We start from the raw sequence: 24,577 nt of genomic DNA, 5'->3' as shown, positions 1-24,577 counted from the left end.
ACGTTCCCGCCGGCAATCGATCCCCGCGACAACCGGGTACGAGTGCGGGACGATCACACCATGGCCGCCACCGGGAAGGTCGACGTCACGAAGACGCTCGACTGTTATCGCGCCAGGAAGGGCCGGTTCGACGTCGTGGACGTGCCGGATCTGCGGTTCCTCATGGTCGACGGTCGCGGCGACCCGAACACGTCCGCGGCGTTCGCCGACGCGCTCGGCGCGCTGTACCCGGTGGCCTACACGCTGAAGTTCGCCAGCAAACGCGACCTCGGCAGGGACTACGTCGTGCCGCCCTTGGAAGGCCTGTGGTGGGCCGAGGACATGGCCGCCTTCACCACGGGGCGCGACAAGACGCAGTGGTCGTGGACGATGCTGATCATGGTGCCGGACTGGGTCGGTGACGGCATGGTCGACGCCGCGATCTCGGCCGTGGCGGTGAAGAAGCGCCCCGCGCGCATCGACGACGTCCGGTGTGACGTGCTCTCCGAGGGCACCTGTGTCCAGACGCTGTACGTCGGCTCGTTCGACGACGAGGCACCCGTGCTCGCCACGATGCACGACGACGTCATCCCTGCCCGCGGCCTCCGGATGACCGGGACGCACCACGAGATCTACTTCAGCGACCCCCGTCGCACGCCCGCCGACAGGCGGCGGACGATCCTCCGGCAGCCGGTTGTGGCCGCCGACGAGCACGGTGCAGGCGGGCGGGACACCGGCGGAGACCGCTGACACGCCGGCGCCGTCGGACAGCGCTGATTGAAACGACCCGGACAGCACTGATTGAAACGACACTGCGGCGCGGCCGTGGCCCGCTGCTACGTTCCAGCGCAGGCGGTGAGAGGTGTGCGACATGGGTGTGTACGTGGTCACCGGAGCGGGCTCCGGAATGGGCCGGGCGGCGGCGGGCAAGCTGGAGGACGCCGGGCACACCGTGATCGGGGTGGATCTGCGCGACGCAGAAGTCGTCGCCGACCTGGCCACCACGGCGGGTCGGCGCAGCGCCGCGGCGGCGGTGCTCGAGGCCTGTGCCGGCCGGCTCGACGGTGCCGTCCTGGCAGCCGGACTCGGCCCTCTGCGGGGTAAGGAACGCGAGATCGTGGAGGTCAACTACTTCGGCGTGACCGAGTTGCTGCGTTCGTGGCGGCCCGCGTTGGCGGCAGGCGGCGGCGGCAAAGCGGTGGTCCTGTCCAGCAACGCGACGACGACGACCCCGCTGGTGCCGCGGCGCATGGTGCGGGCGCTGCTCGCGGGCGACGTTCGCCGGGCGGGGCAGGCCCTGCGGTTTCACGGCCCGGCGCGTGCGGTGACGAGTTACGGCGGTTCCAAGCTGGCGGTGAGTCACTGGGTGCGGCGCGAGGCCGTGAAGCCGGAGTGGGCGGGCGCCGGCATCCGGCTCAACGCGCTGGCGCCGGGGGCGATCCTGACACCGCTGCTGGAACGCCAGCTCGCCGATCCGTCGTCGGCGAGGGCGGTGACGTCGTTCCCCGTCCCGGTGGGCGGCTTCGGTGATCCGGGGCGACTCGCCGAGTGGATCGTGTTCCTGTTGTCCGACGCCGCCGACTTCATGGCGGGCAGTGTCGTGTTCGTGGACGGCGGAACCGACGCCTACTTCCGAGCCGAGGAGTGGCCGCGGCCCGTGTCGTTGCATGGTCTGGCCCGGTATCTGCGGCGGATGCGGTCGTTCCGGCGCGAGTGACCGCGTCGCTGGCCACGTCCCCCACCGTCACGACGCTGAGCGGTCCCGGTAGTCTGCCACCGAGATAAGGCACTTGACTGAAAATGTGCACGGCCCGCCGCTGTCGCCCGGAGGGCGGGCACGAAAGGGGCGGCATGTCGATTCCCCGGTTGTCTGAGCTGCGCGTGCGGCACGGCGCGCACCTCGACCACGTGCGCGAGCGATACCGCGTGGAACGCGAACGCCGTGTACCCGGCGACCCCGGTGCGCGGTATCGGCGTGCCGAAGGCGAATGGGGCTATTATGCCGAGGACCCGTACGTCGAACCCGGTTTCACGCGGGAACCGTTCGCCGACCGGGTCGACGCCGTGGTCGTCGGCGGCGGGTTCGGCGGACTGCTCGCCGGTGCGCGCCTACGGCAGGCGGGGTTGGAGCGGATCCGCGTCATCGAGAAGGCGGGCGACTTCGGCGGCACCTGGTACTGGAACCGCTACCCCGGGATTCACTGCGACATCGAGTCCTATGTGTATCTCCCACTACTGGCTACGTGCCGCGGTGGAAGTACGCACCGGGCGAGGAGATCCGGCAACATGCTATGGCGATCGGCCGCACCTTCGGCCTCTACGACGACGCGCTGTTCCGGACCGGCGTGCGCGAGCTTCGGTGGGACGACGGCGAATGGATCGTCCGCACCGACCGTGACGACGAGGTGCGCGCGTCGTACGTCGTCGTGTCGAACGGCACCTCGACCACGCCAAGCTGCCCCGCATCCCCGGCATCGAGGACTTCACAGGGCACACGTTCCACACGAGCCGCTGGGATTACGGCTACACCGGAGGTGGCCCGGACGGCGGGCTGCACGGACTCGCCGACAAGCGCGTCGCCGTCGTCGGCACCGGTGCCACGGGCATCCAGGTCGTACCCGCGCTCGCCCGGGACGCCGAGCACCTCTACGTGTTCCAGCGCACACCGTCCACCGTGGACGTTCGGGAGAACCGTCCGACGGATCCCGAGTGGGCGGCCTCGCTGGAGCCCGGGTGGCACACGCGGCGGCGGGAGAACTTCCAGGCGGTCGTCACCGGGCACGTCGCGGCCGAGGATCTCGTCGCCGACGCCTGGACCGCGAGCGGGCACGTCCTCGGCAAGATCATCAGCACGGACGCCCACGACGACGTCGACCCCGGTGAGTGGGAGGAGATCGAGGAGTACCTCGATCTGGAGAAGATGACGGCGATCCGGGCGCGCGTGGACCACGTCGTCGACGATCCCGCCACGGCCGAGTTGCTCAAGCCGTGGTACCGCTACGCCTGCAAACGGCCGACCTTCAGCGACGAGTACCTGCAGGCGTTCAACCGGCCGAACGTCACGCTCGTCGACACCGCGGACCACGGTGGCGTGGAACGGATGACCGAGCGCGCCGTCGTCGGCGGTGTCGAGTACCCGGTGGACTGCATCATCTTCGCCACCGGGTTCGAGGTCGGCATGTCGGACGTCCTGACCGGCCGGCTGCCCGTGTACGGCCGCGACGGCACGAACCTGTTGCAGTCCTGGGCGGTGCGTCGCAGAGCTGGTCGCGGAGGCCCGCCGTCGCGGCGTGAAGCTCATCGAACCGACCGCCGAGGCCGAGAGCGAGTGGGCCGAGACGCTCCGCCGCACGTCCCCGGACCGCGAACGGTTCGACGCCGAATGCACGCCCGGCTACTACAACAACGAGGGTCGTTCCCGCGGCCCACGGCAGACCTACGGCCCCGGCCCGGGCCCCTTCCAGCGGCTGCTGCGTGAGTGGCGTTCCGGGAACGGCATCGAGGAGGTGCTCGGCGGTGGCTGAGTGCGCGGGCCGTCCGCCGGGGTCTCGCTCGCCGGCTTTCTGTCCGCCGCAGTCCCGCCCGCCGCTGCCGTCCTCGTCGCCGCGGACCGCCCGGGTCGAGCGGATGAACCGGCCGGAGCCGCTGCGTGGGTCGAACGGTGTCGCGTTCGGACCGGACGGCCGGCTGTACGTCGCGGAGTTCATCGCGGGCCGGATCAGCGCGGTCGACCTGGCGTCGGGGGACGTCGAGCGGGTCGTCGCCCCGGACGGGCCGGTACAGGCACCCGACGACCTCGCGTTTGCCGCCGACGGGTCGATGTACATCACCGACCTCACACCCGGGCGCGTGTGGCGGCGCGATCCCTCGGGGTCGTTCACCCTCGTCTCCGACGGCCTCGCGGCTCCCAACGGGATCGCGTGCGCCGGTGAGCGGCTGTTCGTCAACGAGATGTGCCCCGGAGGTAGGTTTCTCGAGCTGACGGCCGACGGCGGCCACACGGTCCTCGCCGACGGGGTGATGCTGGGCAACGCGATGCAGCTCGGCCCGGACGGAATGCTGTACTACCCGCACATGCTGACCGGCGAGATCCACCGGGTCTCACCCGACGGAGGGGATCCGGAGGTCGTGGCGACGGGCGTCGACGCGCCGGTCGCGGCGCGCTTCGACCGTGCGGGGACGCTCACGGTGCTCTCGCGCGGCCCGGAAGGGATCGACCCGGACGGGGACGGGCGTCACCGCACGACACCCGGCGAACTGTCCGGAATGGACAACGCGGCGTTCGACGCCGAGAACCGGATGTACGTCTCCCGGTTCGCGGCCGGGGGTATCGCCGAAGTCACAGCCGACGGCCGTGCCCGCGAGGTCGTCGCCCCGGGGCTGGCGGGTCCGTACGGCGTGGCCGTGCACTTCTCGGGAACCGTGTTCGCAGCGGACAACTACCGTCTCGCCGCCGTTGCTGACGGCCGGGCACACACCCGCGAACTCCTGCTGCTCACCCACGGCGTCGCGGCCGGGTCGCGTGGTCTGCACCTGACGTCCCAGTTCGGCACCGTCCGGACGTACGACCCGGACGGCCGCCGCGTGCTCACGCGGGCCGAGGGATTGTCGCGTCCGACGGGGATAGCCGAGTTGCCGCAGGGTGGACTCGTCGTGGCGGAGACCGGCGCGGGCCGGGTCGTGACGCTCGACTCCGCCGACGCGGTGACCGGGGTGAGCGAGGGGAGTGACCTCGCGGTGCTCGCCGACGGTCTCGACGAGCCGGTGGATGTCGCGGTCGACGTCCGGGGCCGGTGTTACGTCACCGAGCAGCACGCCGGGACCATCGGGCTGATCACGGGGGCGGGCGTCGAGATCGTGACCGGCGGCCTCGACGCACCGCACGGCATCACCGCTGCCGACGGTCTGCTGTTCGTCGTCGAGACCGGCCGCCGGCGGGTGCTCAGCGTCGACCCGGACACCGGTGAACGGGCGATCGTGGCCGCCGAGCTGCCGCTCGCGGCTCCGGCGGGACGTGCGCGCGCCCAACCGGCGCTGTTCAACCACGGACTCCCGGGTGTGGCCGTACCGTTCGCCGGGATCGACGTCGGTGCCGACGGGGCGCTGTACGTCGCGGCCGCCGCTGAGGGCACGGTGCTGCGGCTCACCATGCCCTCGACGGGGGAGTAAACGCCGGGTACACGCCGTCGTCACCTACGCTGGCACCCATGTCGGAGCGGGGATCGGGGCGCGCCACCCGGGAGGCGATCCGGGAGGCGGCCGCGCGGCTGTTTCTCGAACGCGGATACACGCGCACGCCGGTACGTGACATCGCGGCCGCCGCGGGCGTGAACGCCGCGCTCGTCATCCGTTACTTCGGCAGCAAGGAGGAACTGTTCCTCGAGACGATGCGCCTGAACATCGACGACGAGCCCCTGCTGGACGTGCCGATGGAATCCTTCGGCAGGAGGTTCGTCGAGGTCGTGTTGTCCACAGGGGACATTCGCGGCGTCTACCTCGCGCTCGTGCGCGGGAGCGGTGAGCGGCGGATCGCCGAGCGGTTGCGCGAGGTCCACGAGACGGCGCTCGTCGCTCCGCTGCGCGCCCGGCTGTCCGGCGTGGACGCGGATCTCCGTGCCCGGATGGCGGCCGCCGCGGTGGGCGGGTTGCTGTACTCGCTGTGGGTGGTGGGGGACGAGGACCTCGCTGCCGACCGCGAGGAACTCGTCGCGCGCTACGGATCGATCGTGCAGCGGCTCGTCACCCCGCAGGCCTGACGCGTCGCGGCTGCCTCACTGCACCGACCACCCGCCGTCCGAGGGCACGATCGCGCCGGAGATGTTCACGCCGTCGTCGCTGAGCAGGAACGTGATCGAGGCGGCGAGGTGCTGCGCCGTTGCGATCGGCGGGATCAGGCGCAGGAACTCGCGGGTGCGCTCGTTGCCCCAGGCCGAGTCCGGTGCGCCGCCGTGGGCGATGCCGGTGGCGACCCCGCCGGGGGCGACGGCGTTGACGCGGATCCCGTGCGGGCCGTACATGAACGCCGTGTTCCTCGTGATGCCGACGACCGCGTGTTTCGCCGCGGTGTAGGCGACGCCCGCGGCGTTGCCGCGCAGCGCGGCTTCCGAGGCGACGTTGACGATGGATCCGGACCGGCGCTCGAGCATGGCGGGCAGCACGGCGCGGGTGAGCCGGAAGACGCCGTCGACGTTGACCGCGAACACCCGGCGCCACAGCTCGTCGGACGTCTCGTGGGCGGGGGAGAAGTCGTCGACGATCCCCGCGACGTTGGCCAGCCCGTCGATCCGTCCACCTGCGGCCGCGACGATGCGCTCGATGTCGCCGTCGCCGGTGATGTCGCCCGTGACCGGAACGATGCGGTCGGTGTCCGATTCGGACGCCAGTGCCTCGAGGCCGGACTGGGTGATGTCGGTCGCCACGACGGTGCCGCCCTCGCGGGCGATGCGGGACGCGGTGGCGCGGCCGATGCCGGAGGCCGCACCGGTGACGACGACGGTGCGGCCGTCGAACCGGCCCGGCGTGATGCGTTCCCGCCACGCGGTCTCGTCCGCGTCGGCGGATCCACCGCCGACCCGCTGCACCAGCGTGTCGACGACGTCCTGCGACAGCCTGCCCTGGCTGACGGTCACGAGTTCCTGCAGTGGCAGGTTCGACACGGGCGCGAGCGCGTCGGCACCGACACCCGCCTCCTCGAGCAGTTCGCGGATCGCGGCGCCGCCCTCGGGATGTTCGAGCCAGGCGCCGACCGTGCTGGCGGCGGTCAGGACGCGGGGTGTCGTGCTCAAGGCTGCCTCCGGGCGGGTCGACGGACGATCGAATGTAAACTAAGTTTACCCACGGAATGGGAGGTGGGAACCATGTCGGACGACGTGCTCGTCGTGATCGGCGTCGGTGGTATGGGGATCGCCGTGGCACGGCGGCTCGGATCGGGCAGCCGCGTCCTGCTGGCCGACGTCGACGCGGCCGCGGCGGAATCGGCGACCGATCGGCTTCTCGACGAGGGCTACGACGCGACGCCTGTGGAGGTCGACGTGTCGTCACAGGCATCGGTCGGTGCGCTGGCCGAACGGGCCGCGGCGCTCGGCGACGTCCGGACCGTCGTGCACACCGCGGGACTGTCTCCCGTGCAGGCGCCGGTCCGCGCGATTCTCGACGTCGACCTGCTGGGAGTGGCGTACGTGCTCGACGCGTTCGGTGCGGTGATCGCACCGGGCGGTTCGGGAATCGTGATCGCCAGCATGGCGGGGCATTCCGCCCCGGGGTCGCCCACCGCGGACGTGCGCGGGCTGGCCACGACGCCCGCCGCCGACCTCGCGGACTCGCCGTTGTTGGCGGAGGGCAACTTCGCGGGGCCGGGGGTCGCGTACGCGTTCGCCAAACGCGTCAACCTCATGCAGGTGCAGGCGGCCAGCGAGGTGTGGGGCCTGCGCGGCGCCCGCATCAACTCGGTCAGCCCCGGCGTCATCGCCACGCCGATGGGGAAGTCCGAACTCGGCAGCGAGCACGGTGGGAGGATGCGTGACGCGGTCGCGGCGTCCAATGCCAAACGTGTCGGAACCGCGGCCGACGTCGCAGAGGCCGTCGCGTTCCTGACGGGGTCGTCGGCCGGCTTCATCTCCGGCACGGACCTGCTTGTCGACGGCGGGGTGACCGCCGTACAGCATGGGCGCGCGGCCGGCTGACGGCCCTGCGCTCGGGTGGCCCGGGCGGCGTCTGCGGCGGCGCCACCCGGGCCGGTGCCGTCAGGTGACGTCGCCCAGTGCCTTGTCCAGGATCTCGACGCCGCGGTCGATCTCCGCCTCGGTGGCGGTCAGCGCCGGGGCGATACGGAACGTCCCGCCCATGCCGGGCAGCTGCACGATGTTCATGTGCAGGCCGAGCTCGCTCGCCCGCGCGGTGACGGCCGCGCCGAGCCGGTCGGTGTCCGCGGTGCCGCCGACTGCGGTGACAAGCTCCAGCCCGATCAGCAGGCCACGTCCGCGCACGTCGCCGATGGCCGGGTGCCGCGCGGCGAGCTCGTTGAGCCCCTCGCGCAGCCGCGCGCCGAGCTCCGCGGCGCGCACGTCCAGGCGGTCGCGGGTCAGCACGTCGAGCACGGTGTTGCCGACGGCCGCGGGAAGCGGGTCGTTGACGTGCGTCGTCAGGAACAGGAAACCGAGATCGTGGGCACGCTGCTCGATCTCCGCGCTGGTCACCACGGCCGACAGCGGCAGTCCGGCGCCGAGCGTCTTGGACAGCGTGATGATGTCCGGCACGACGCCGTCGCGTTCGAAGGCGTACCAGTCGCCGGTGCGGCACAGCCCGGTCTGGGCCTCGTCGAGGATCAGGAGCATGCCGCGCTCGTGGCATTTGTCGCGCAGCGCGCCGAGGTAGCCGGGCGGCAGGTCGATGATGCCGCCCGAGCTCAGGATCGGCTCGACGAGGCACGCGGCGAGGCTGCCGGTCGACTGCGCGTCGATGAGGTCGAACGCCAGGTCCAGTTGGCGGCGCCAGTCGAGCTCGCCGTCGGCGTCGACGATGTCGGGCCGGAACCGGTCCGGCACGGGAAGTGCGAAGTTGCCGGGCGCCGCCGGGCCGTAGCCGCCACGGCCCGCGCTGTACGTGGCGCTCGCCGCGGCCTGCGTCATTCCGTGCCACGACCGCGCGAACGACACGACCTCGTGGCCGCCGGTGACGAGCTTGGCCATGCGCAGTGCCGCCTCGTTCGCCTCGCCGCCGGTGCTGAGCAGCATGGTCTTCTCGAGCGGGGCGGGCAGCGATTCGGCGAGCCTTCGGCAGAGCTCGAGCACGGGACGGCTCAGCATCCCGCTGTAGAGGTGGTCGAGCCGGCCCACCTGGTCGCCGATCGTGGCGACGATCTCGGGGTGGGAGTGGCCGAGGATGGCGCTCATCTGCCCGGACGTGAAGTCCAGCAGTTCGCGACCGTCCTCGGTGAACACCGAGGTGCCTGCGGCGCGGTCGATGACGGAGGGGCTGAACCCGCCGCGGCCCAGATAGCGGATGAGGTGCGCGGTGCCGGTCGTGCCGTTGTCGGTCATGCATTCGACGCTACGAACGCGCGTTGCATCGTGTCCATCACACGATGTCGACGCAGCTGTTCGGTTCCGCCGAACAATCCAGCGCACAATGGGAGCATGCTCAACCCGTGGCGACTACGGCTGCTGTCCCTGCTGGAGAGCCTCGGCACCGTCCGCGCGGTGGCCGAGACGCTGCACCTGAGCGCGTCGACGGTGTCGCAGCAGCTGGCGGTGCTGGAATCGGAGACCAGGGCGACGCTGCTGGAGCGGAACGGGAGGCGGGTGCAGCTCACCCGGCAGGGCAGCCTGCTGGCGCGGCGGGGCAGGGAGATCCTCGACAGCATGGCCGAGGCGGAGGTCGAGTTGCGCATGCTCGGTGACGAGCCGATCGGCACCGTGCGGGTCGGTGCGTTCCAGAGCGCGATCCACCCGCTTGCCGTGCCCGCCGTGGCGAGGCTGGCCGCTTCTCATCCGCACCTGCAGGTCGAGCTCGTGGAATCGGAACCACACGAGAGCGGACCCGCCCTCCGCACCGGCGACCTGGACGTGATCATCACGACCACCGACTACGTCGAGTTCCCCTGGGGCCGCGACCTGGAGATCGTGCCGCTCGGCACCGACCCGGTCGTTCTCGTGCTGCCCCGGGCACATCCGCTCGCACGCAGGCGCGCCGTCGACCTCGCGGCCTGTGCGGACGAGACGTGGACCGGCGACCGCACGGGGTCGTACATGGCCGAGCTGACGCTCCGGCTGTGCCGGCAGGCGGGGTTCGAACCCCGGACGGTGAGCCGCTTCAGCAACTACCTCCTGCAGCTCGGTGAGGTCGAGGCGGGCCGGGCCGTGACGCTGTTGCCCGCACTCGCCGTGCCCGCCGACCGCGCGGTGGCGACGTGCGAGCTGACCACGCCGGTGCATCGCAACGTCACGATCGTCGTTCGTGGCGGCACCGCCCCACGGGCCGCCGTCGACGCGGTCGTGACCGCGCTGTGCGATCACCCGGAGATCCCGGCGTTGACGTCCCCGGCCGCCGACCCGGGCTGACCGGCGGTCGGCCGATCGGAGCGGCGTGCGTCCGGGCGGCGGCGGTCCGGCGGAATGTCGGGTGTGTGAGGGTGGCCTCCGATGGTCAACCCCTGACGACGTCTGCGATCATTCGGTTAATCGTTCATTTTTCGGCTAGGCGGACGTCATACCGGCGGGCTACCGTCCGCTCATGGGCACTCACCGATCGCGCTTACACCGGTCACGACTCGTGACGATGCTTCTCGGTCTGCTCCTGGCGCTCGTGGGCGGGCTCGGCTCGGCGGCTCCGGCCGTGGGCGCCGAGCAGGCTGCCCCCGTCGCGGCGCAGGCGGCATGCGGCGACACCTCCGGGTTCGAGACGACCCCGCTCGGGAGCCTGCCGCCGGAGGCCACCGACACCTACGAGCTGATCCGGAGCGACGGGCCGTACCCGTACCCGGAGGACGACACGGTCTTCCAGAACCGCGAGGGCCTGCTGCCCGATTGCGACGAGGGCTACTACCGCGAGTACACCGTCGAGACGCCCGGTCTCGACCACCGCGGCGCCCGGCGCATCGTCGCGGGCAGCGATGGCGAGTACTTCTACACCGACGACCACTACGCGAGCTTCGTCCTCATCGACACCGGCGACGGCGGGACGCCGCCGCCCCAGGAACCCGAATGCGGTGACACGTCCGCCTTGGACACGGTCGCACTGTCGTCGCTGTCGCAGGACGCGCAGGCTGTCGTCGCCGACGCCAAGGGCGGTGCCACGGGCACGACCTACGAGAACCGCGAGGGTGTCCTTCCGGACTGCGAGGCCGGTTACTACCGGTTGTTCGAGGTCGGCGCCCAGGATCGGGTGATCTCCGGAGAGGGCGGCGAGATCGTCTACACGCCGGACCACTACTCGACGTTCCAGGCGGTGGATGTCGACGCCTGACCCGCGGGACTCTCCCGCGGGTGACGGCGCGGCGGTCACTGTGCCGCGGCGTCGGGGCACAGTTCTTCGGCCGCGGTCGTGACGATCAGGGTGGACCGTTCGGCCGCGGTCATGTCCGCCCACCCGTAGCCGCCGGCGGTGGGCAGGGACCCGCGGACCGCCCGGATCACCGCGGCGACGTCGCCGTCGGCGTCGTACAGCCGGTCGCAGGCCGCCAGTCCGAGGTCGACCCACGTCTCCGGGCTCCAGCCGCGGGTCCCCTGACCTGCCGTGCCTGCTGTGCGTGCCGCGGCCTGTTCCGCCGCGGTCCAGGTCCGCGGCCGGACGCCCGCGTTCGTCAACGTCGCCAGGTAGTCGGCCGAGTCAGCGAGGGGGAACGGGGCGTGTGGTGTGCCGTTCCGTAACGGGACGCCGGCCGGTTCGGTGTCGGCGGGCGGTTCGGTGTCGACGGGAGCCGCGTCGACGGTGATCGGAGCGGCCCGACCGGCGGAGGGTTCCGTGGATCCGGTGGCGGCGCAGCCCGCCACGGGTGCGAGCAGGACGGTGAGGGCGCTGAGGGCGATGCCGCATCGGCGCACGGTGACTCCCGGGACGCGGTCGGGGAACGGGCTTCTGCAACACGGGCCCCGGAAGTGCAGCCGCACGACAGCGCGCCGATGCGAGACGGAGACCGGGCAACGGGCGGGCGCAACACGGCCCCCGGGAACCGCAACACGGCCCCTGGACAACGCAACACGGACCCCGGGAACCGCAACACGGACCTCGAGGCCTGCGAGTGGCGCCGAATCTAGTGGGGCGCAGTTCCCGAGGCCCGTGGAGTCGCCTTTACGTGTGACATCCGGACGGGTGGGTGGCGAGTGGTTCCCGGGGTGTGGCTGCCCGTCCGTTCCCGGCCGGGAACGGACGGGCGGACCGGCGGGGTCAGGCGTCGCCGACGAGCTCCCGGGTCAACGTGGTGACCTCGCGCAGGCCGGCCAGGTCGTAGGTGAGCTCGGTGATCCGCTCGGCGCGCTCGGCGGTCACGGCACGCGCGGCATTGAGCCGGAACTTGGTCGCGAGCTCGCCGGCCGACAGCGGGTTGCCGTGGCCACCCCGGTTGGCGTCGACGCGCTCGGTGAAGGCCGTGCCGTCGGCCAGCCGGACGCGCAGCACCGCGGGGAACTGGTGCGGGAAGATCCGGTCGCATTCCGCGTCGGGAACGCACGTCACCTTGGCGGCGAGGGCCAGTCGGTCCGGATCGGCGGCCGCCGCGTCGGTGAAGTCCTCGTGGAACACGCCCAGCCCGCCACCGCCGAGCAGGGCCGCCGCCACGGTGTACGGGCCGGAGAACGCCGCGTGGTACCCCGACTTGGGGATGGCCTTTTCCTCGGGAGGCTGGCCGATGGTCCGCAACACGGCTGTGGGAGCGCCGAGCTCGATGCTCTCGATCGCCGAGGGATCGATCCCGCGGGCCCGCAGCCGGAGCGCCGCGTCGATGCCGGCGTGGGTGAAGTGGTTGCACGGGTAGGGCTTGAAGAAGATCCCCGGCAGCTCCCACCGCTCGCCGAGCCCGGCCGTGATGGCGGCGGGGTCGACCCGGTCGCCGCAGAACGCCTGCAACATGCCGAACCGGCCTTCCAGCACCGTCGGCGGACCGGTGATGCCGGTGCGCGCGAGTCCGGCGGCCGTGACGGCAGCGTGCGCGGCCCAGCCGCAGTGGATTCGCTTGACCGTGCCGCCGGTGCGGTTCGCCTCGAGCAGGCCGGACCCCATGCTCGCCGCGATGCCCACGGTGTCGGCGATGCCGTCGGTGTCCACACCGGACAGCATCGCCGCCGACACCGCGCCGCCGACCGCGCCGCAGATCGCGGTGGCGTGCAGGCCGTTCTCGAAGAACACCGAATTGCCGAGGTCGGAGTCGTAGCCTGCCATCCCGAGCCGCACGGCGACCTCGATGCCCACGCCGATCGCGTCGAGCAGCTGCGCGCCGCTCGCTTCCCGGGACTCGGCCACCGCCATCGCCGCGGGCACCACGGACGCCGACGGGTGGAGCACCGACGGCAGATGCGTGTCGTCGAAGTCGAGCGAGTGGGCGAGCGTGCCGTTCAGCAGCGCGGCGCTCGGTTCCGGCATCGCCTGTGCGCCGATGGCGGTCGACCGGCCCTCGCCGCCCCATTCCCGGACGAGCCTGCCGACCGCTTCGGCGGGTGGTTCGGCGGTCGCGGCGAGGCTGTTGCCGAGCACGTCGAGAACCCGGCGTGCGACGTCGTCGCGCAGATCGGGCGCGAGCCCCTCGTCGCGCGTGGTCGCGGCCAGCCGCGCGAGGTGTTGGACCAGCGTCGTCATGCGCTCACCGCCGCGAGCGGACGGATCGGCGAACCGGTGCCGCCGGTGATACGCAGGGGAGCGAGCAGGAAGGTGAACTCGCGGACGCCCGCCTCGGCGACCTTCTCGAGATCGAGGTGTTCCATGATGAAGATGCCGGACTCGACCAGCAGTACCCGGTGCACCGGAAGCACGGCGTGTCCCGCTCCCGCGGGGATCTGCTCGTAGGCCGTGGTGTCGGCGCCGGTCGCGACGATGCCGCGGTCGGCGAGCCACCGTCCGGCCTCGACGGTCGGCCCCGGCACGCCCGTCGTCTTGCCCATGTACGTGGCCGAGTCCTCGAAGTTGCGCGCCCAGCCGGTGCGTACGAGTGCGACGTCGCCCTGTCCCGGTTCGGCACCCGCCAGCTCGGCGGCCGCGGCGAGGTCGTCGGCCGTGACGCCGTACCCGGCGGGCAGCGTGTCGACGCCGTGGACGGCCGCGACGTCGAGCAGCACGGCGCGCCGCAGCAGCCCCGGCAGGTTCTCCGCGCCGTGTGTGCTGAACGTGCCGCCCTGCTGCGCCTCGGCCGCGTCGACCCCGCCGTGGAGCTCACCGCAGTGGCTGACGTGCGAGAGCGCGTCGATGTGGGTGCCGACGTGGCCGCCGGTGACGATGATCTCGTTGGCGGCCGAACCGCCGTCCGGACGCTCCATGTCACCGTGCCTGCGGATGAGCGTCATCCGGAATCCGGGGTGGTTCGGCGAACACGGCATACCGGTGAAGAAGGGCTGCCCGAGCTCGTAGAGCCGGACCCCGCCGGAAACGGCGGCGAGCAGCGGGTCCTGGGAACGTGTCATGACGTCTGGCCTTCCTTGACGTTCGGGTCCTCGTCGGCGATCGCGAGCAGCCACAGCGCGCGCTCGACGACCGCTTTGTCGACGAAGCGGCCCGCGGAGTCGATCCACGCCGCCTCGCCGGAATCACGCACGGTGTCCACGAGCGACCGCGCCCACGCCACGTCGTCGGCGTCGGGGCGGCATGCTTCGTGCACCACGGGAATCTGTGCCGGATGGATGACCGACCTGCCGAAGAAGCCGGCCCGTCGTCCCTCGTCGGTGTCGGCGTGCAGACCCTCCAGATCGCGCACCGCCGTCCACACGCTCTGCGCGGGGCTGGGCAGTCCCGCCGCGCGGGCCGCGACGACCACCCGGGACCTCGGCCACGCGAGCGCGCCGCGGTCGCTGACGCGCAGATCCGCGGCGAGGTCGGCCTCGCCGAGGGAGATGCCGGACACCAGGGGATGCGCCGTGGCGAGGGCGTAGGCGTGTTCCACCCCGAGCGCCGACTCGAGGATCGGGTACACGGGCACGCCGAGTCGGTCGGCCGTGTGGCCCAGCCGCACCGGGTCCACGCACTTCGGCACGCGGACCCCGGCGGGAGTGTGGGAGGACGCCGCAAGCGCGTCCACATCGGCCGTCCCGTGTGGAGTGCCGGGTTCGTTGACGCGCACGTGGACACGGTGGCCGTCGGCCAGCGTCGCGACGACGTTACGTCGCGCCCGCTCCTTGTCCTCCGGTGCTACGGCGTCCTCGAGGTCGAGGATCACGGCGTCGGCGTCGGAGCCGAGTGCCTTGGCGATCCGGTCGGGGCGGTCGGCGGGAACGTAGAGCCACGTCCGCACCGGTGCGCTCACCGGACGACCCCCTGCTCGCGGAGTCGGGCCAGCTGCTGCGGCGTCACCCCGTACTCGCCGAGGACCTCCTCCGTGTGCGCGCCGACCGGCGCGCCCGTCCAGTTGATCGAACCGGGAGTCTCCGACATCCGGAACAGCACGTTCTGCATGCGCACCGGTCCGAGCTCGTCGTCGGACAGCGTGGCGATGGTGCCGAGCGCCTGGAACTGCGGGTCCTCCACGATGTCGGCCGCCGTGTAGATCGGCGCGATCGCGGCCTCGGCCTCCTCGAACGCCGTGATGACCTCGTCGCGGTCACGTGCGGCGATCCACGAGCCGACCGCCTCGTCGAGCTCGTCGGCGTGCTGGGCTCGCTCGGCTCCGCTGGCGAACCAGGGCTCGTCGATGAACTCGGGCCTGCCCACGAGGCGCATGACGCGTTCGGCGATCGACTGCGCGCTGGTGGAGATGGCGACCCAGTTGCCGTCCCGGGTGCGGTAAGTGTTGCGCGGCGCGTTGTTGCTGGAGCGGTTGCCCGTGCGCTCCTGCAGCACGCCGAGCTGATCGTAGGCGATGATCTGCGGCCCGAGCAGCGTCAGGATCGGTTCGATGATGGCCATGTCGACGACCTGACCCTCGCCGGTCTGTTCCCTGGCGCGGAGCGCGGTCGTGACGGCGAAGGCCGTCGCCAGCGCCGCGATGCCGTCGGCGAGCCCGAACGGTGGCAGCGTCGGCGGCCCGTCCGGTTCGCCGGTGATGGCGGCGAAGCCGCTCATGGCCTCGGCCAGCGTGCCGAACCCGGGACGTTTGGCGTAGGGCCCGACCTGACCGAACCCGGTGACGCGGGTGAGCACGATCCCGGGGTTGATCTTCCGGAGCTCGTCGTAGCCGAGGCCCCACCGTTCGAGCGTGCCCGGGCGGAAGTTCTCGATCACCACGTCGGCGTCGGCGACCATCTCACGGAAGATCTCCTGGCCCTCGGGTGAGCCCAGGTAGAGCGTGACGGCCTTCTTGTTGCGCCCCAGCAGCTTCCACCACAGGCCGACACCGTCGCGCTGGGCGCCGTGGTGGCGGACCGGATCGCCGTTGGGGTGCTCGATCTTGATGACCTCGGCCCCGTAATCGGCGAGCGTGGTCGCGGCCAGGGGGCCGGCGAACAGCGTGGCCACGTCGAGGACGCGGATTCCCGACAATGCGCCCGTCATGGGGCGGTACCTGCCTTTCGTCAGCCGTTTCGTTTAGGGGAACAACGATAACGCCCATGTCTCGTGGCTGCCGCGTGCCCCTGCTCGTCAAGTTCGCACTGCTGATCGCGTGTAGTCAAGCTGTCGACGGTTGTTGACCAACGGCAGCTGACGGTGTCACGATAGCCCAACTTCGAAATCATGTTTCTCTTAGCGAAACATGCGCTCCAGCGGAACACATCAGAGAACAGGGATCAGAGATGATCGTTCGCAGACTGATCGCCGTCCTCGGCGCGGGCTCCCTGCTCGCAGCTGCGGGCTGCGGTGGTTCCGCGCCGTCCGGCGCCGCGGGGGACGCTGCCGGTAGCGGTGACGGTCCGGTCAGGATCGGGGCACTGCACCCGGTCAGCGGGTCGATGGCGGTCGACGGACTGCAGATGCGCCGCGGTGCGCAGCTCGCGGTCGAACAGATCAACGAATCCGGCGGAATCGCCTCGCTCGGCGGCCGTGAGGTTCGGTTGGCGACCGCGGACACCCAGGGAAAGCCCGAGATCGGGCAGAGTGAGGCGCAGCGCCTCATCTCGGGCGGCGCGGTCGGCCTGATCGGCACGTATCAGAGCTCGGTCAGCAGCAACGTCTCCGTCGTGGCCGAGCGCAACGAGGTGCCGTTCGTCATGGACGTGACCGCTTCCGACGAGATCTTCCAGCACGGCTACCGGTACTCGTTCCGGGTGCAGCCGGGCAGCGCGAAGATCTCCGAGTCCGCCGCGGAGTATCTCGAGCAGGTCTCCGAGAAGGCCGGCAAGCCGGCCGAGCGGGTCGCCGTGCTCCACGAGCAGACCGACTTCGGCACCGGAGCGGCCGACGCCTTCGAGGTGGCGGCCGGAAAGCTGGGCATGGAGGTCGGCCCGCGCATCAGCTACGACGCGACGACGGCCGCCGACTTCACGTCCCAGATCACGCAGGTGAAGGCCTCCGGTGCGGACGTGCTCGTCGTGGCGGGCTACTACGGCGACAGCCTGCTCATCGCCAAGGCCGTCGACGCGGTCAAGCCCGATCTCGACGCGGTGTGGGGCGTCTCGAACGGCGCCTACGACCAGCCGAAGTTCGTGTCCGACGCCGGGGAACTCGGCGACCGGTACTTCAGCACCAACTACCACTTCGACGCGCAGAACCCCGAAACCCGGCGGCTGCGCGCGGAGTACCAACAGCGGTTCGGAGCACCGATGCGCACCGGCGCGGTCCTGTCCTACGACGCCGTGCAGGCGATCGCCGCAGGCGTCGAGGAGGCGGGCAGCACCGATCCGGCAGCCGTGCGGGACGGGATCGCCCGGGCGCGGATCGCCCCGCTCACCGTCGGCAACGGCCCGGTGCGGTTCGGCCGTGACGGCGAGAACGTGAACTCGGCCGCGGTGCTCATGCAGATCCAGAACGGACGGGTGAAACAGGTGTATCCCCCGGAGAAGGCCGAATCCGATCCCGACTACTCGGTGGCGTGGTGACGATGACGGCGACGATCGACACCGACGCCCCGGAGACCCGGGCGCCGTCGGCCACCCTGGCGGTGCTGAAACGTGCGGGCGTCGTGGGCGCCCTGGTGGCGGTGGCCATCGCCGTCGCGCTGGTCCAGTCGGGAAGCGGCATCGTGGTCTGGCAGTCGGTGGTGACCGGTCTGCTGACCGGCGGGCTGTACGGGCTGATCGCGATGGGCCTCACGCTGATCTTCGGCGTGCTCGACATCGTGAACTTCGCGCACGGCGCGTTGCTGGCCGTGGCCATGTTCATCTCGTTCGGCGTGGTGCAGGCGACCGGTCTGCACCCGTACCTGACGATGCTGGTCACCGTGCCCGCCCTGTTCCTCGTGGGTGTGCTCGTACACCGCGGGCTGCTGTCCGGTTCGGGCGGAGCGACGCTGGAGAACCAGCTGCTCATCACACTCGGGCTGTCGCTGTTGCTGGAGAACGGGCTGTTGCTGTTCTTCGGCGCCGAGCCGAAGAACGTGGGGCTGCCCGGTGAGACGCACCTCGACGTGTTCGGCGCCGTAGTGGCGGGTTCACGGTTGTACGCATTCGCCGGCGCCGTGGCGCTCGGCCTCGCGCTGTACTGGATGTTGCAGCACACCGGGCTCGGCACGGCGATTCGCGCGGTGGCGTCGAACGGCCCCGGTGCCGAACTGGTCGGCATCAACGTGCGCCGCATCCACACGCTGACCTTCGCCATCGGCGCCGCCTGTGCCGGTGCGGCCGCGGCGCTGGCCGTGCCGCTGCTGTCGGTCACGCCCACGTTGGGCGAGCAGTTCAACATCACCGCGTTCGTCGTGGTGGTCCTCGGCGGTATGGGCAATGTCGTCGGCGCGCTCGTCGGCGGGCTGCTGATCGGACTGGTCGAGCAGCTCACCACGATCTATCTCGACGGCCAGAGCTCGCTGCTCGGCGTGTTCGTGGTGTTCGTGCTGGTGCTGTTCCTGCGTCCGCAAGGATTGTTCGGGAGGCGAACATGACCGACACCGCAGTCGAGTCGCGGCGACAGACGCGGCCCGGGGCGCCGGCGGCGCCGCCGTTGCGTCCCCAGAACCGGCAGTTCGCGGTGCTCGCGGTCCTGGTGCTGCTGGCGATCCCGCTGCCGTTGATCCTGCCGTCCGCGCAGGGTGCGGTGGCCGTGCGGATCCTGATCTTCCTGATCATGGCCGTGGGCTGGAACATCATGAGCGGTTTCGGCGGGATGTTCAGCTTCGGCCACGCGGCCTACTTCGGGCTCGGTGCCTACACGAGCGCGTACCTGCTGGTCGAGCACGGCGTGTCGCCGTGGGTCGGCATGGCAGCGGGCATGGTCGTGGCGGCCGCGGTCGCCATGGTGATCGGCTACTTCTCGTTCCGGTACGACCTCAAGGGCGCCTACTTCGCGCTGGCGACGTTCGCGTTCGCCGAGATGCTGCGGCTGGTCACCACGAGCAGTGATGTCGTCAACGGTGCCGTCGGCTATCAGGTGCCGCTGATCCAGGGTTCTTCGGTGTGGCAGATGCAGTTCCCGGCCGGGTCGCCCGCGTACTTCTGGATCGCGCTCGTGCTGGCGGGCGGGGCCGTGGCGTTGAGCATCCTGTTCCGGCACTCGCCCGCGGGACGGTACGTCGTGGCGATCCGGGACGACGAGCTGGCTGCCGCCTCGGTCGGCGCGCCGGTCATGCGGCACAAGCTGCTCACCGTGGCGCTCTCCGGTGCGATCACCGCGGTGGCGGGCGCGTTCTACACCCAGTACTACCTGTTCATCGATCCGCAGTTGGCGTTCGGGTCCTCGGTGTCCATCGAAGCGATCGTCACCGCCGTGATCGGCGGGATCGGCACGATCTGGGGTCCGGTCGTGGGAGCGGTCATCGTGGGTTCGCTCTCGGACGTGACCGCGACGTTGCTGGCGACCCCGCCCGAGTTCCTGAGCTTCCTGCAAGGGCGCAGCGGCCTCGACGTCATCCTGTACGCGGTGATGCTGATCCTCATCGTGCGGTTGATGCCGAAGGGCATCTTCGGGACCCTCGCCGACAAGATCTCGGAAAGGCGGCGCCGATGAGCCTGCTCGAACTGTCCGGTGTGGACAAGAAGTTCCGCGGGCTGCACGCGCTGTCCGATGTGGAGATGTCCGTGTCGGAGGGCGAGATCGTCGGTGTGATCGGACCGAACGGCGCGGGCAAGACCACCCTGTTCAACGTCATCTGCGGCGCGCTGAAACCCGACTCGGGGTCGGTGCGGTTCTCCGGCACGGACGTGACCGGCCGCAAACCGGAGACGATCGCGCGGCGGGGCATGGTGCGGACCTTCCAGCTGATGCGACCGTTCGCGAGCATGACGGTCGCCGAGAACGTGAGCCTGGCCGCGCAGCACCACACGCGTGGGGCGGCGCGGCTGCGCGACCACGCGACGGAGGTCGTCGCACGGGTCGGCCTGGAGGAGTGGGCGCACCGGCCCGCGACCGAGTTGCCCACGGCCGGCCTGAAACGGCTCGAACTCGCGAGGGCACTCGCCGCGCGACCGCGGGTACTGCTGCTCGACGAGGTGCTCGCCGGCCTGCTGCCCGCCGAGCGCGAACCCGTGCTCGACCTGTTGGCCGAACTACGGGAGCAGGACGGCACGACGCTGGTGTTCATCGAGCACATCATGGCCGCGGTGATGCGGCTGTCCGATCGCGTGCTGGTGCTGGACCAGGGTGCGGTGCTCGCCACCGGTACACCCGACGAGGTCACGGCCGACCCGCGCGTGATCGACGCCTACCTCGGGGAGGAGCCGACGACCGATGCTGACGCTTGAGAAGCTGAGCGCCGGATACGGCCGCATGCGCATCCTGCACGAGGTGGACCTGCATGTCGGTGCGGGGGAGCTGGTCGCGCTGGTCGGGGCCAACGGTGCGGGCAAGACCACGACGTTGCGCAGCATCTGCGGGCAGCTCCCGCCGCAGGCGGGGCGGATCGTGTTCGACGGCGGTGACACCGCGGGACGCAGGCCCGACGTGCTCGTCCGGGACGGCCTGGTGCACGTGCCCGAGGACCGGGCACTGTTCGGCACGCTCACCGTCGAGGAGAACCTCCGGATGGGGGCGTGGACCGCGTCGGCGGAGGACACGACGACCCGGCTGGAGCAGGTGTACGACCTGTTCCCGATCCTCGCCGAACGCCGCGGCCAGGTGGCGCAGACCTTCAGCGGCGGCCAGCAGCAGATGCTCGCGATCGGCCGTGCGCTGATGGCGGGCCCGCGGATGCTGCTGCTCGACGAACCGTCGACGGGCCTGGCGCCCAAGTTGACGTGGACGATGCTGGACGCGGTTCGCGAGATCCGTGACACGGGCGTGTCGGTGCTGCTCGTCGAACAGAACGCGAAACAGGCGCTCGCCATCGCCGACAGGGCGTACGTCATGGAGAGCGGTTCGATCGTGCTGTCCGGTGGCGGCGGAGAACTCGCCGACGACGAACGCGTGCGGAAGGCCTACCTGGGACTGTGATGGACGGCCACACGACGACGTCGTCGACGGATGCTGCCGTGGCGGCCACGGCCGAGCTCGGCGCATGGGTGTCGCGGCTGGACCCCGCCGCCGCACCGGCCGCGGTCGTCGACCGCCTCGGTCTCGTGGTGCTCGACGTCGTCGGGGTGGCGGCGGTCGGCGCCCGGACCGACGACCAGACCGCGCTGCGGCGTGCGTGGGCGGTGGCCGGGGGACCGGCACCGCTGTTCGGGGCGGGGGAGACGGCACCGGTGGACACCGCGGCGTGGCTGAATGCCTCCGCGATGGCGTGTCTGGAGCTCGACGAGGGCAACAAGTACGCCAAGGGACATCCCGCCGTGCACGGGTTCCCCGCGGTGCTGGCGCTGGCCGCGGAACGGGACGCCACGGGTGCCGACACCGTCGCGGCGCTGCTGGCGGCCTACGAGGTGGCGGCCCGGTTCGGCAGGGCGACGCGGCTGCGTGCGGGCGTACATCCGCACGGCAACTGGGGTGTGGCCGGTGCCGCCGCCGGGTGCGCCCGGTTGCTCGGTCTCGGCGCCGGCGCGTGCGCCGCCGCGATCGACGCCGGAGCCGGGATGCCCGTGGCGGGACACTTCGACTCGGCGACGACCGGCAATCCCGTGCGCGACGCCTGGCTCGGCGCCGCCAACGCCTCCGGCCTCGCCGCGGCGCGGATGGCGGCGGCGGGCGTCGCCCGCAACACCGGTACCGCGGCGTTGTCGCTCGGCTCCCTGCTGGGCGAGTTCGACCCGGGCGAGCTCACGGCGGAGCTCGGTACCCGTTGGGACATCACCGCCGGCTACTTCAAGCGGCACGCGTCGTGCTCGTTCACCCATCCGGCCGCGGACGCGATGCTCGCACTCGCCGACGGCAGGACCGTCGCCGACGTGCGCGTCGAGACCCACGCCCTGGGCGCCGGTCTGTCCCGGACGGACTGGGACAACCGGCTGTCTGCCATGTTCTCGACGCCGTTCGTGGTCGCGGCGGTCGCCCTGGACGGCGCCGTAGAGCCACGGACCTACGCGGACGGCAGGCTGGACGATCCGCGGCTGCGGGACCTGGCCCGTCGCGTGACCGTCGTGGCCGCCGACGACCTCACCGCCCGACTGCCCGGCCAACGCGCCACGCGTGTGACCGTGCGCTACACCGACGGCGACACCCGCACCGCCGAGGTGCCCAACCCGGTGGGAGACGCCGACCACCGTCCTTTCGACCGCGACGCCGTCATCGGGCTTCTCCGCGGTCTGCTCGGCGACGACACCGTGCTCGACCGGCTGGTGGCGTTCAGCACGCGCTTCGCCGCGTCGCCGCGGGTGGGTGAGGCGCTGCGCGGGCTGGCCCACCTCCCGGCGACGGCGACTACGGAAAGCGCGACTCCGGAAAGCACGGCGGCGGACAGCACGGTCGCGGAGAACACGGCCCCGAAGGAGGAGGAATGAAGGTGGCGCGCGCGCTGGCGGTGACGCCCATCCACCTGCCGGACGAGGAGATCCGCAGGCGGCAGGACCGATACGACCGGCTGGCTCCTCCGGACCTCGAGATCGTGCTGCGCGACGTCGGCCCCGAAGCGCCGCCCGCGCTGGACACCGACGCGGCCGTACGCACGTCGGAACGGGCTGTCAGGTCGGCGCTCGACACGGCGCTGACCGACGGCGCGGCGGGCTGGGACCTGGCGTTTCCCGACTGTGTGCTCGACCCGGCCGTGCCCGATGGGGCCGGCCCCTGTGGAACGACCGCACCGGGACCGGCGGTGCACGGGCTGCTGAAACTCTCGGCCGGCTTCCTCGCGGCCCGTGGTGAGCGGTTCGGTGCCGTCGTCCGCAACGAGGCGATCGGCGCGGAGTTCACCCGGCGGCTCGCGGCGTACGGTCTGGTGGCGTACTCGGCGGGGGTCGAAGTGCTGGACCTGCCGTTCGACGCCATCGCCGACACCGCGGCCTGGAACGCCGCGCTCGGCCAGGCGGTGACCCGGCTCGCCGAGCGCGGAGCCACCGCGGTGCTCAACGGCTGCTCCGCGGTGGACGTCGAACCCGCCGACCTGGCGGCACGCATCGTCGACCCGACCGCGCTCGCGCTGCGGTTGCTGACCGTGGAAGGAGCGCCGACAGCATGACCGGTGCCGACCCGACAGAGCCCGAGGGACCCGACCTCGTCGTCGCCGGCGCCGGCGGCGGCCTGGCCGGTGCGTTGCGCGCGGCCGAACACGGGCTGAGCGTGCTCGTGGTCGAGGCCGGCGAACATTTCCGCAGGGGCAACAACACGTCGATGTCCACGGCGATGTTCCCCGGTGCCGGCTCACGCTGGCAGGCCGAAGCGGGGATCGACGACGGGCCGGAACGCTTCGTCGCCGACATCATGGCCAAGACCCACGGCACCGCGGACGCGCGACTGGCGCGGACGCTGGCCGGGATCAGCGCACCGCTCGTGGAATGGCTGGCCGATTCGGCCGGGCTGCCGCTCTCACTCGTGACCGACTTCAACTATCCCGGTCACGCCGTGCCGCGCTGCCACACCATTCCCGGCAGGCACGGATCCGTTGTGATCGACCACCTCGCCCGCCGCGCCGGCGAGCATCCGGACATCGAGTTGCTGGCGCCCGCGCGGCTCGTCGACGTGCGCCTCGACGACGACGGCGCCGTCCGCGGGGTGATCGTGCGCTACCCCGACGGTACGGAGGAGCAGATCCCGACCCGCGCGGTGCTGCTCGCCACGAACGGCTTCGGCGCCGACCGTGGTCTCGTCGCCGAACACCTGCCCGAGATCGCCGGCGCGCTGTACCAGGGCGGCGAGTACTCGCTCGGCGACGCGCTGCGGATCGGCGACGGCATCGGTGCCGCATCCGGGTTCCTCGACGCCTACCAGGGACACGGCGCGGTCGGCGCGAAGTCCGGCACGCTCGTCGGATGGGCGACCGTCATCCACGGCGGCGTCCTCGTCGACCTCGACGGCAGGCGCTTCGGGGACGAGACGCGCGGCTACTCGGAGTACGCCGCGGAACTCGCCGCCCGCCGCGGCTCGACGGGATGGATCGTCATCGACGAGACGATCTACGAGCAGTGTCTGCCGTTCCGCGACTTCCAGGACAACGTCGACGCGGGCGCGATCGTGTGGGGTGCCGACGTCGCCGAGCTCGCCGAAATGACCGGCCTGCCGTCCGAGGCGCTCGCCGCCGAGCTCGCCGACAGCGCCGCGGCCGCGCGGGGGGAGCGCGCCGACCGGTTCGGCAGGACGAACTGGGAGCGCCCGCTGGCGGGAAGGCTCGCCGCCGTCCGCGTCGTGCCGGCCCTGTTCCACACGCAAGGAGGCCTGCTGGTCGACGAGCACGCGGCGGTCGTCGACGCCGACGACCGGCCGATCACCGGCCTGTACGCCGCAGGGGGTGCCGCGGCCGGGATCTCCGGGCACGGCGCCGCCGGTTATCTGCCGGGCAACGGCTTGTTGCCGGCGTTCGGCCTGTCCTGGCTGGCCGCCGACGACGTGGCCCGCCGGTATTCGAACACGCAGTAAG

24 protein-coding genes and 1 pseudogene are annotated in these 24,577 nt (G+C 71.5%); 17 read left to right on the top strand and 8 right to left on the bottom strand.

What is annotated here, in order from left to right; translation table 11 throughout:
* Nucleotides 1–60: 60 nt before the first annotated feature.
* The 3 genes and pseudogenes from FHS23_RS12965 to FHS23_RS23245 all read left to right on the top strand — a co-directional run.
* Nucleotides 61–729, top strand: coding sequence for a GyrI-like domain-containing protein (locus FHS23_RS12965; protein WP_183654101.1), 669 nt, complete (start codon nt 61–63; stop codon nt 727–729).
* Between the two features lie 121 nt (nt 730–850).
* Nucleotides 851–1,696, top strand: a complete 846-nt coding sequence (locus tag FHS23_RS12960; RefSeq protein ID WP_183654098.1) for an SDR family oxidoreductase — start codon at nt 851–853, stop codon at nt 1,694–1,696.
* Nucleotides 1,697–1,779: 83 nt separating this feature from the next.
* Nucleotides 1,780–2,142: pseudogene (locus tag FHS23_RS23245) on the top strand (NAD(P)-binding protein); the annotation flags it as partial.
* A 154-nt stretch (nt 2,143–2,296) separates the two neighbouring features.
* Here FHS23_RS23245 and FHS23_RS23240 read toward each other — a convergent pair.
* Complete coding sequence (locus FHS23_RS23240) at nt 2,297–3,280, bottom strand: hypothetical protein (protein ID WP_246382157.1); 984 nt, start codon at nt 3,278–3,280, stop codon at nt 2,297–2,299.
* Between FHS23_RS23240 and FHS23_RS23235 the strand changes: the two genes are divergently transcribed.
* From FHS23_RS23235 to FHS23_RS12945, 3 genes are all read left to right on the top strand, one after another.
* On the top strand, nt 3,270–3,503 hold the full coding sequence (locus FHS23_RS23235) for a hypothetical protein (protein ID WP_246382154.1): 234 nt from the start codon (nt 3,270–3,272) through the stop codon (nt 3,501–3,503). The two genes, FHS23_RS23240 and FHS23_RS23235, sit on opposite strands and share 11 nt — an antisense overlap.
* 103 nt (nt 3,504–3,606) lie before the next feature.
* Nucleotides 3,607–5,148 carry a hypothetical protein gene (locus FHS23_RS12950; protein ID WP_183654095.1) on the top strand — a complete coding sequence of 514 codons (1,542 nt, stop codon included), beginning with the start codon at nt 3,607–3,609 and terminating at the stop codon, nt 5,146–5,148.
* A gap of 38 nt (nt 5,149–5,186) precedes the next feature.
* On the top strand, nt 5,187–5,735 hold the full coding sequence (locus tag FHS23_RS12945; protein WP_183654092.1) for a TetR/AcrR family transcriptional regulator: 549 nt from the start codon (nt 5,187–5,189) through the stop codon (nt 5,733–5,735).
* 15 nt (nt 5,736–5,750) lie between these two features.
* Here the strand turns inward: FHS23_RS12945 and FHS23_RS12940 are convergent, their stop codons facing one another.
* Entirely contained in the window at nt 5,751–6,764 is a 1,014-nt protein-coding gene (locus tag FHS23_RS12940; RefSeq protein ID WP_183654089.1) for an SDR family NAD(P)-dependent oxidoreductase, read from the bottom strand.
* Between the two features lie 72 nt (nt 6,765–6,836).
* On the opposite strand from FHS23_RS12940, the gene FHS23_RS12935 reads away from it, so the two are divergent.
* Nucleotides 6,837–7,661, top strand: coding sequence for an SDR family oxidoreductase (locus FHS23_RS12935; RefSeq protein WP_183654086.1), 825 nt, complete (start codon nt 6,837–6,839; stop codon nt 7,659–7,661).
* A 60-nt stretch (nt 7,662–7,721) separates the two neighbouring features.
* Here the strand turns inward: FHS23_RS12935 and FHS23_RS12930 are convergent, their stop codons facing one another.
* Nucleotides 7,722–9,017: an aspartate aminotransferase family protein gene (locus FHS23_RS12930; protein WP_183654083.1), complete on the bottom strand. Its 1,296-nt coding sequence runs from the start codon at nt 9,015–9,017 to the stop codon at nt 7,722–7,724.
* Between the two features lie 96 nt (nt 9,018–9,113).
* Between FHS23_RS12930 and FHS23_RS12925 the strand changes: the two genes are divergently transcribed.
* A complete protein-coding gene (locus FHS23_RS12925; protein WP_183654080.1) occupies nt 9,114–10,037 on the top strand; it encodes a LysR family transcriptional regulator in 924 nt (307 codons plus the stop codon).
* Nucleotides 10,038–10,254: 217 nt separating this feature from the next.
* On the top strand, nt 10,255–10,941 hold the full coding sequence (locus tag FHS23_RS12920) for a ribonuclease domain-containing protein (RefSeq protein ID WP_246382221.1): 687 nt from the start codon (nt 10,255–10,257) through the stop codon (nt 10,939–10,941).
* 35 nt (nt 10,942–10,976) lie between these two features.
* Here the strand turns inward: FHS23_RS12920 and FHS23_RS23575 are convergent, their stop codons facing one another.
* From FHS23_RS23575 to FHS23_RS12895, 5 genes are all read right to left on the bottom strand, one after another.
* Nucleotides 10,977–11,519, bottom strand: coding sequence for a DUF732 domain-containing protein (locus tag FHS23_RS23575; protein WP_183654074.1), 543 nt, complete (start codon nt 11,517–11,519; stop codon nt 10,977–10,979).
* Between the two features lie 343 nt (nt 11,520–11,862).
* The gene (locus FHS23_RS12910) at nt 11,863–13,266 is read right to left on the bottom strand and encodes an MmgE/PrpD family protein (RefSeq protein ID WP_183654071.1); all 1,404 of its coding nucleotides are present in this window, start codon (nt 13,264–13,266) and stop codon (nt 11,863–11,865) included.
* Nucleotides 13,263–14,084, bottom strand: a complete 822-nt coding sequence (locus FHS23_RS12905) for a cyclase family protein (RefSeq protein WP_183654068.1) — start codon at nt 14,082–14,084, stop codon at nt 13,263–13,265. Before FHS23_RS12905 ends, FHS23_RS12910 begins: the two co-directional genes overlap by 4 nt.
* Complete coding sequence (locus FHS23_RS12900) at nt 14,081–14,920, bottom strand: aldolase/citrate lyase family protein (protein ID WP_183654065.1); 840 nt, start codon at nt 14,918–14,920, stop codon at nt 14,081–14,083. The genes FHS23_RS12905 and FHS23_RS12900 overlap by 4 nt, the downstream gene beginning before the upstream one ends.
* Entirely contained in the window at nt 14,917–16,104 is a 1,188-nt protein-coding gene (locus tag FHS23_RS12895; protein WP_183654062.1) for a CaiB/BaiF CoA transferase family protein, read from the bottom strand. Before FHS23_RS12895 ends, FHS23_RS12900 begins: the two co-directional genes overlap by 4 nt.
* A gap of 239 nt (nt 16,105–16,343) precedes the next feature.
* Between FHS23_RS12895 and FHS23_RS12890 the strand changes: the two genes are divergently transcribed.
* The 8 genes from FHS23_RS12890 to FHS23_RS12855 are packed head-to-tail and all read left to right on the top strand — an operon-like array spanning nt 16,344 to nt 24,576.
* Nucleotides 16,344–17,585: an ABC transporter substrate-binding protein gene (locus tag FHS23_RS12890; RefSeq protein WP_183654059.1), complete on the top strand. Its 1,242-nt coding sequence runs from the start codon at nt 16,344–16,346 to the stop codon at nt 17,583–17,585.
* A gap of 2 nt (nt 17,586–17,587) precedes the next feature.
* Entirely contained in the window at nt 17,588–18,583 is a 996-nt protein-coding gene (locus FHS23_RS12885) for a branched-chain amino acid ABC transporter permease (protein WP_183654056.1), read from the top strand.
* Complete coding sequence (locus FHS23_RS12880) at nt 18,580–19,644, top strand: branched-chain amino acid ABC transporter permease (protein ID WP_183654054.1); 1,065 nt, start codon at nt 18,580–18,582, stop codon at nt 19,642–19,644. The genes FHS23_RS12885 and FHS23_RS12880 overlap by 4 nt, the downstream gene beginning before the upstream one ends.
* Nucleotides 19,641–20,378 carry an ABC transporter ATP-binding protein gene (locus FHS23_RS12875; RefSeq protein WP_183654050.1) on the top strand — a complete coding sequence of 246 codons (738 nt, stop codon included), beginning with the start codon at nt 19,641–19,643 and terminating at the stop codon, nt 20,376–20,378. Before FHS23_RS12880 ends, FHS23_RS12875 begins: the two co-directional genes overlap by 4 nt.
* Nucleotides 20,365–21,066 (top strand): ABC transporter ATP-binding protein, encoded by a 702-nt coding sequence (locus tag FHS23_RS12870; protein ID WP_183654042.1) that lies wholly within the window; start codon nt 20,365–20,367, stop codon nt 21,064–21,066. The genes FHS23_RS12875 and FHS23_RS12870 overlap by 14 nt, the downstream gene beginning before the upstream one ends.
* Complete coding sequence (locus FHS23_RS12865; RefSeq protein ID WP_183654039.1) at nt 21,066–22,508, top strand: MmgE/PrpD family protein; 1,443 nt, start codon at nt 21,066–21,068, stop codon at nt 22,506–22,508. The genes FHS23_RS12870 and FHS23_RS12865 overlap by 1 nt, the downstream gene beginning before the upstream one ends.
* Nucleotides 22,505–23,182 (top strand): hydantoin racemase, encoded by a 678-nt coding sequence (locus FHS23_RS12860; RefSeq protein ID WP_183654036.1) that lies wholly within the window; start codon nt 22,505–22,507, stop codon nt 23,180–23,182. Before FHS23_RS12865 ends, FHS23_RS12860 begins: the two co-directional genes overlap by 4 nt.
* Nucleotides 23,179–24,576 carry an FAD-dependent oxidoreductase gene (locus FHS23_RS12855; protein ID WP_183654034.1) on the top strand — a complete coding sequence of 466 codons (1,398 nt, stop codon included), beginning with the start codon at nt 23,179–23,181 and terminating at the stop codon, nt 24,574–24,576. Before FHS23_RS12860 ends, FHS23_RS12855 begins: the two co-directional genes overlap by 4 nt.
* The last annotated feature ends 1 nt before the right edge of the window (nt 24,577 follow it).

Origin of the sequence: Prauserella isguenensis (assembly GCF_014191605.1) — a bacterium.
GTDB lineage: Bacteria > Actinomycetota > Actinomycetes > Mycobacteriales > Pseudonocardiaceae > Prauserella > Prauserella isguenensis.
This window is presented reverse-complemented; position numbering and strand designations above follow the sequence as displayed.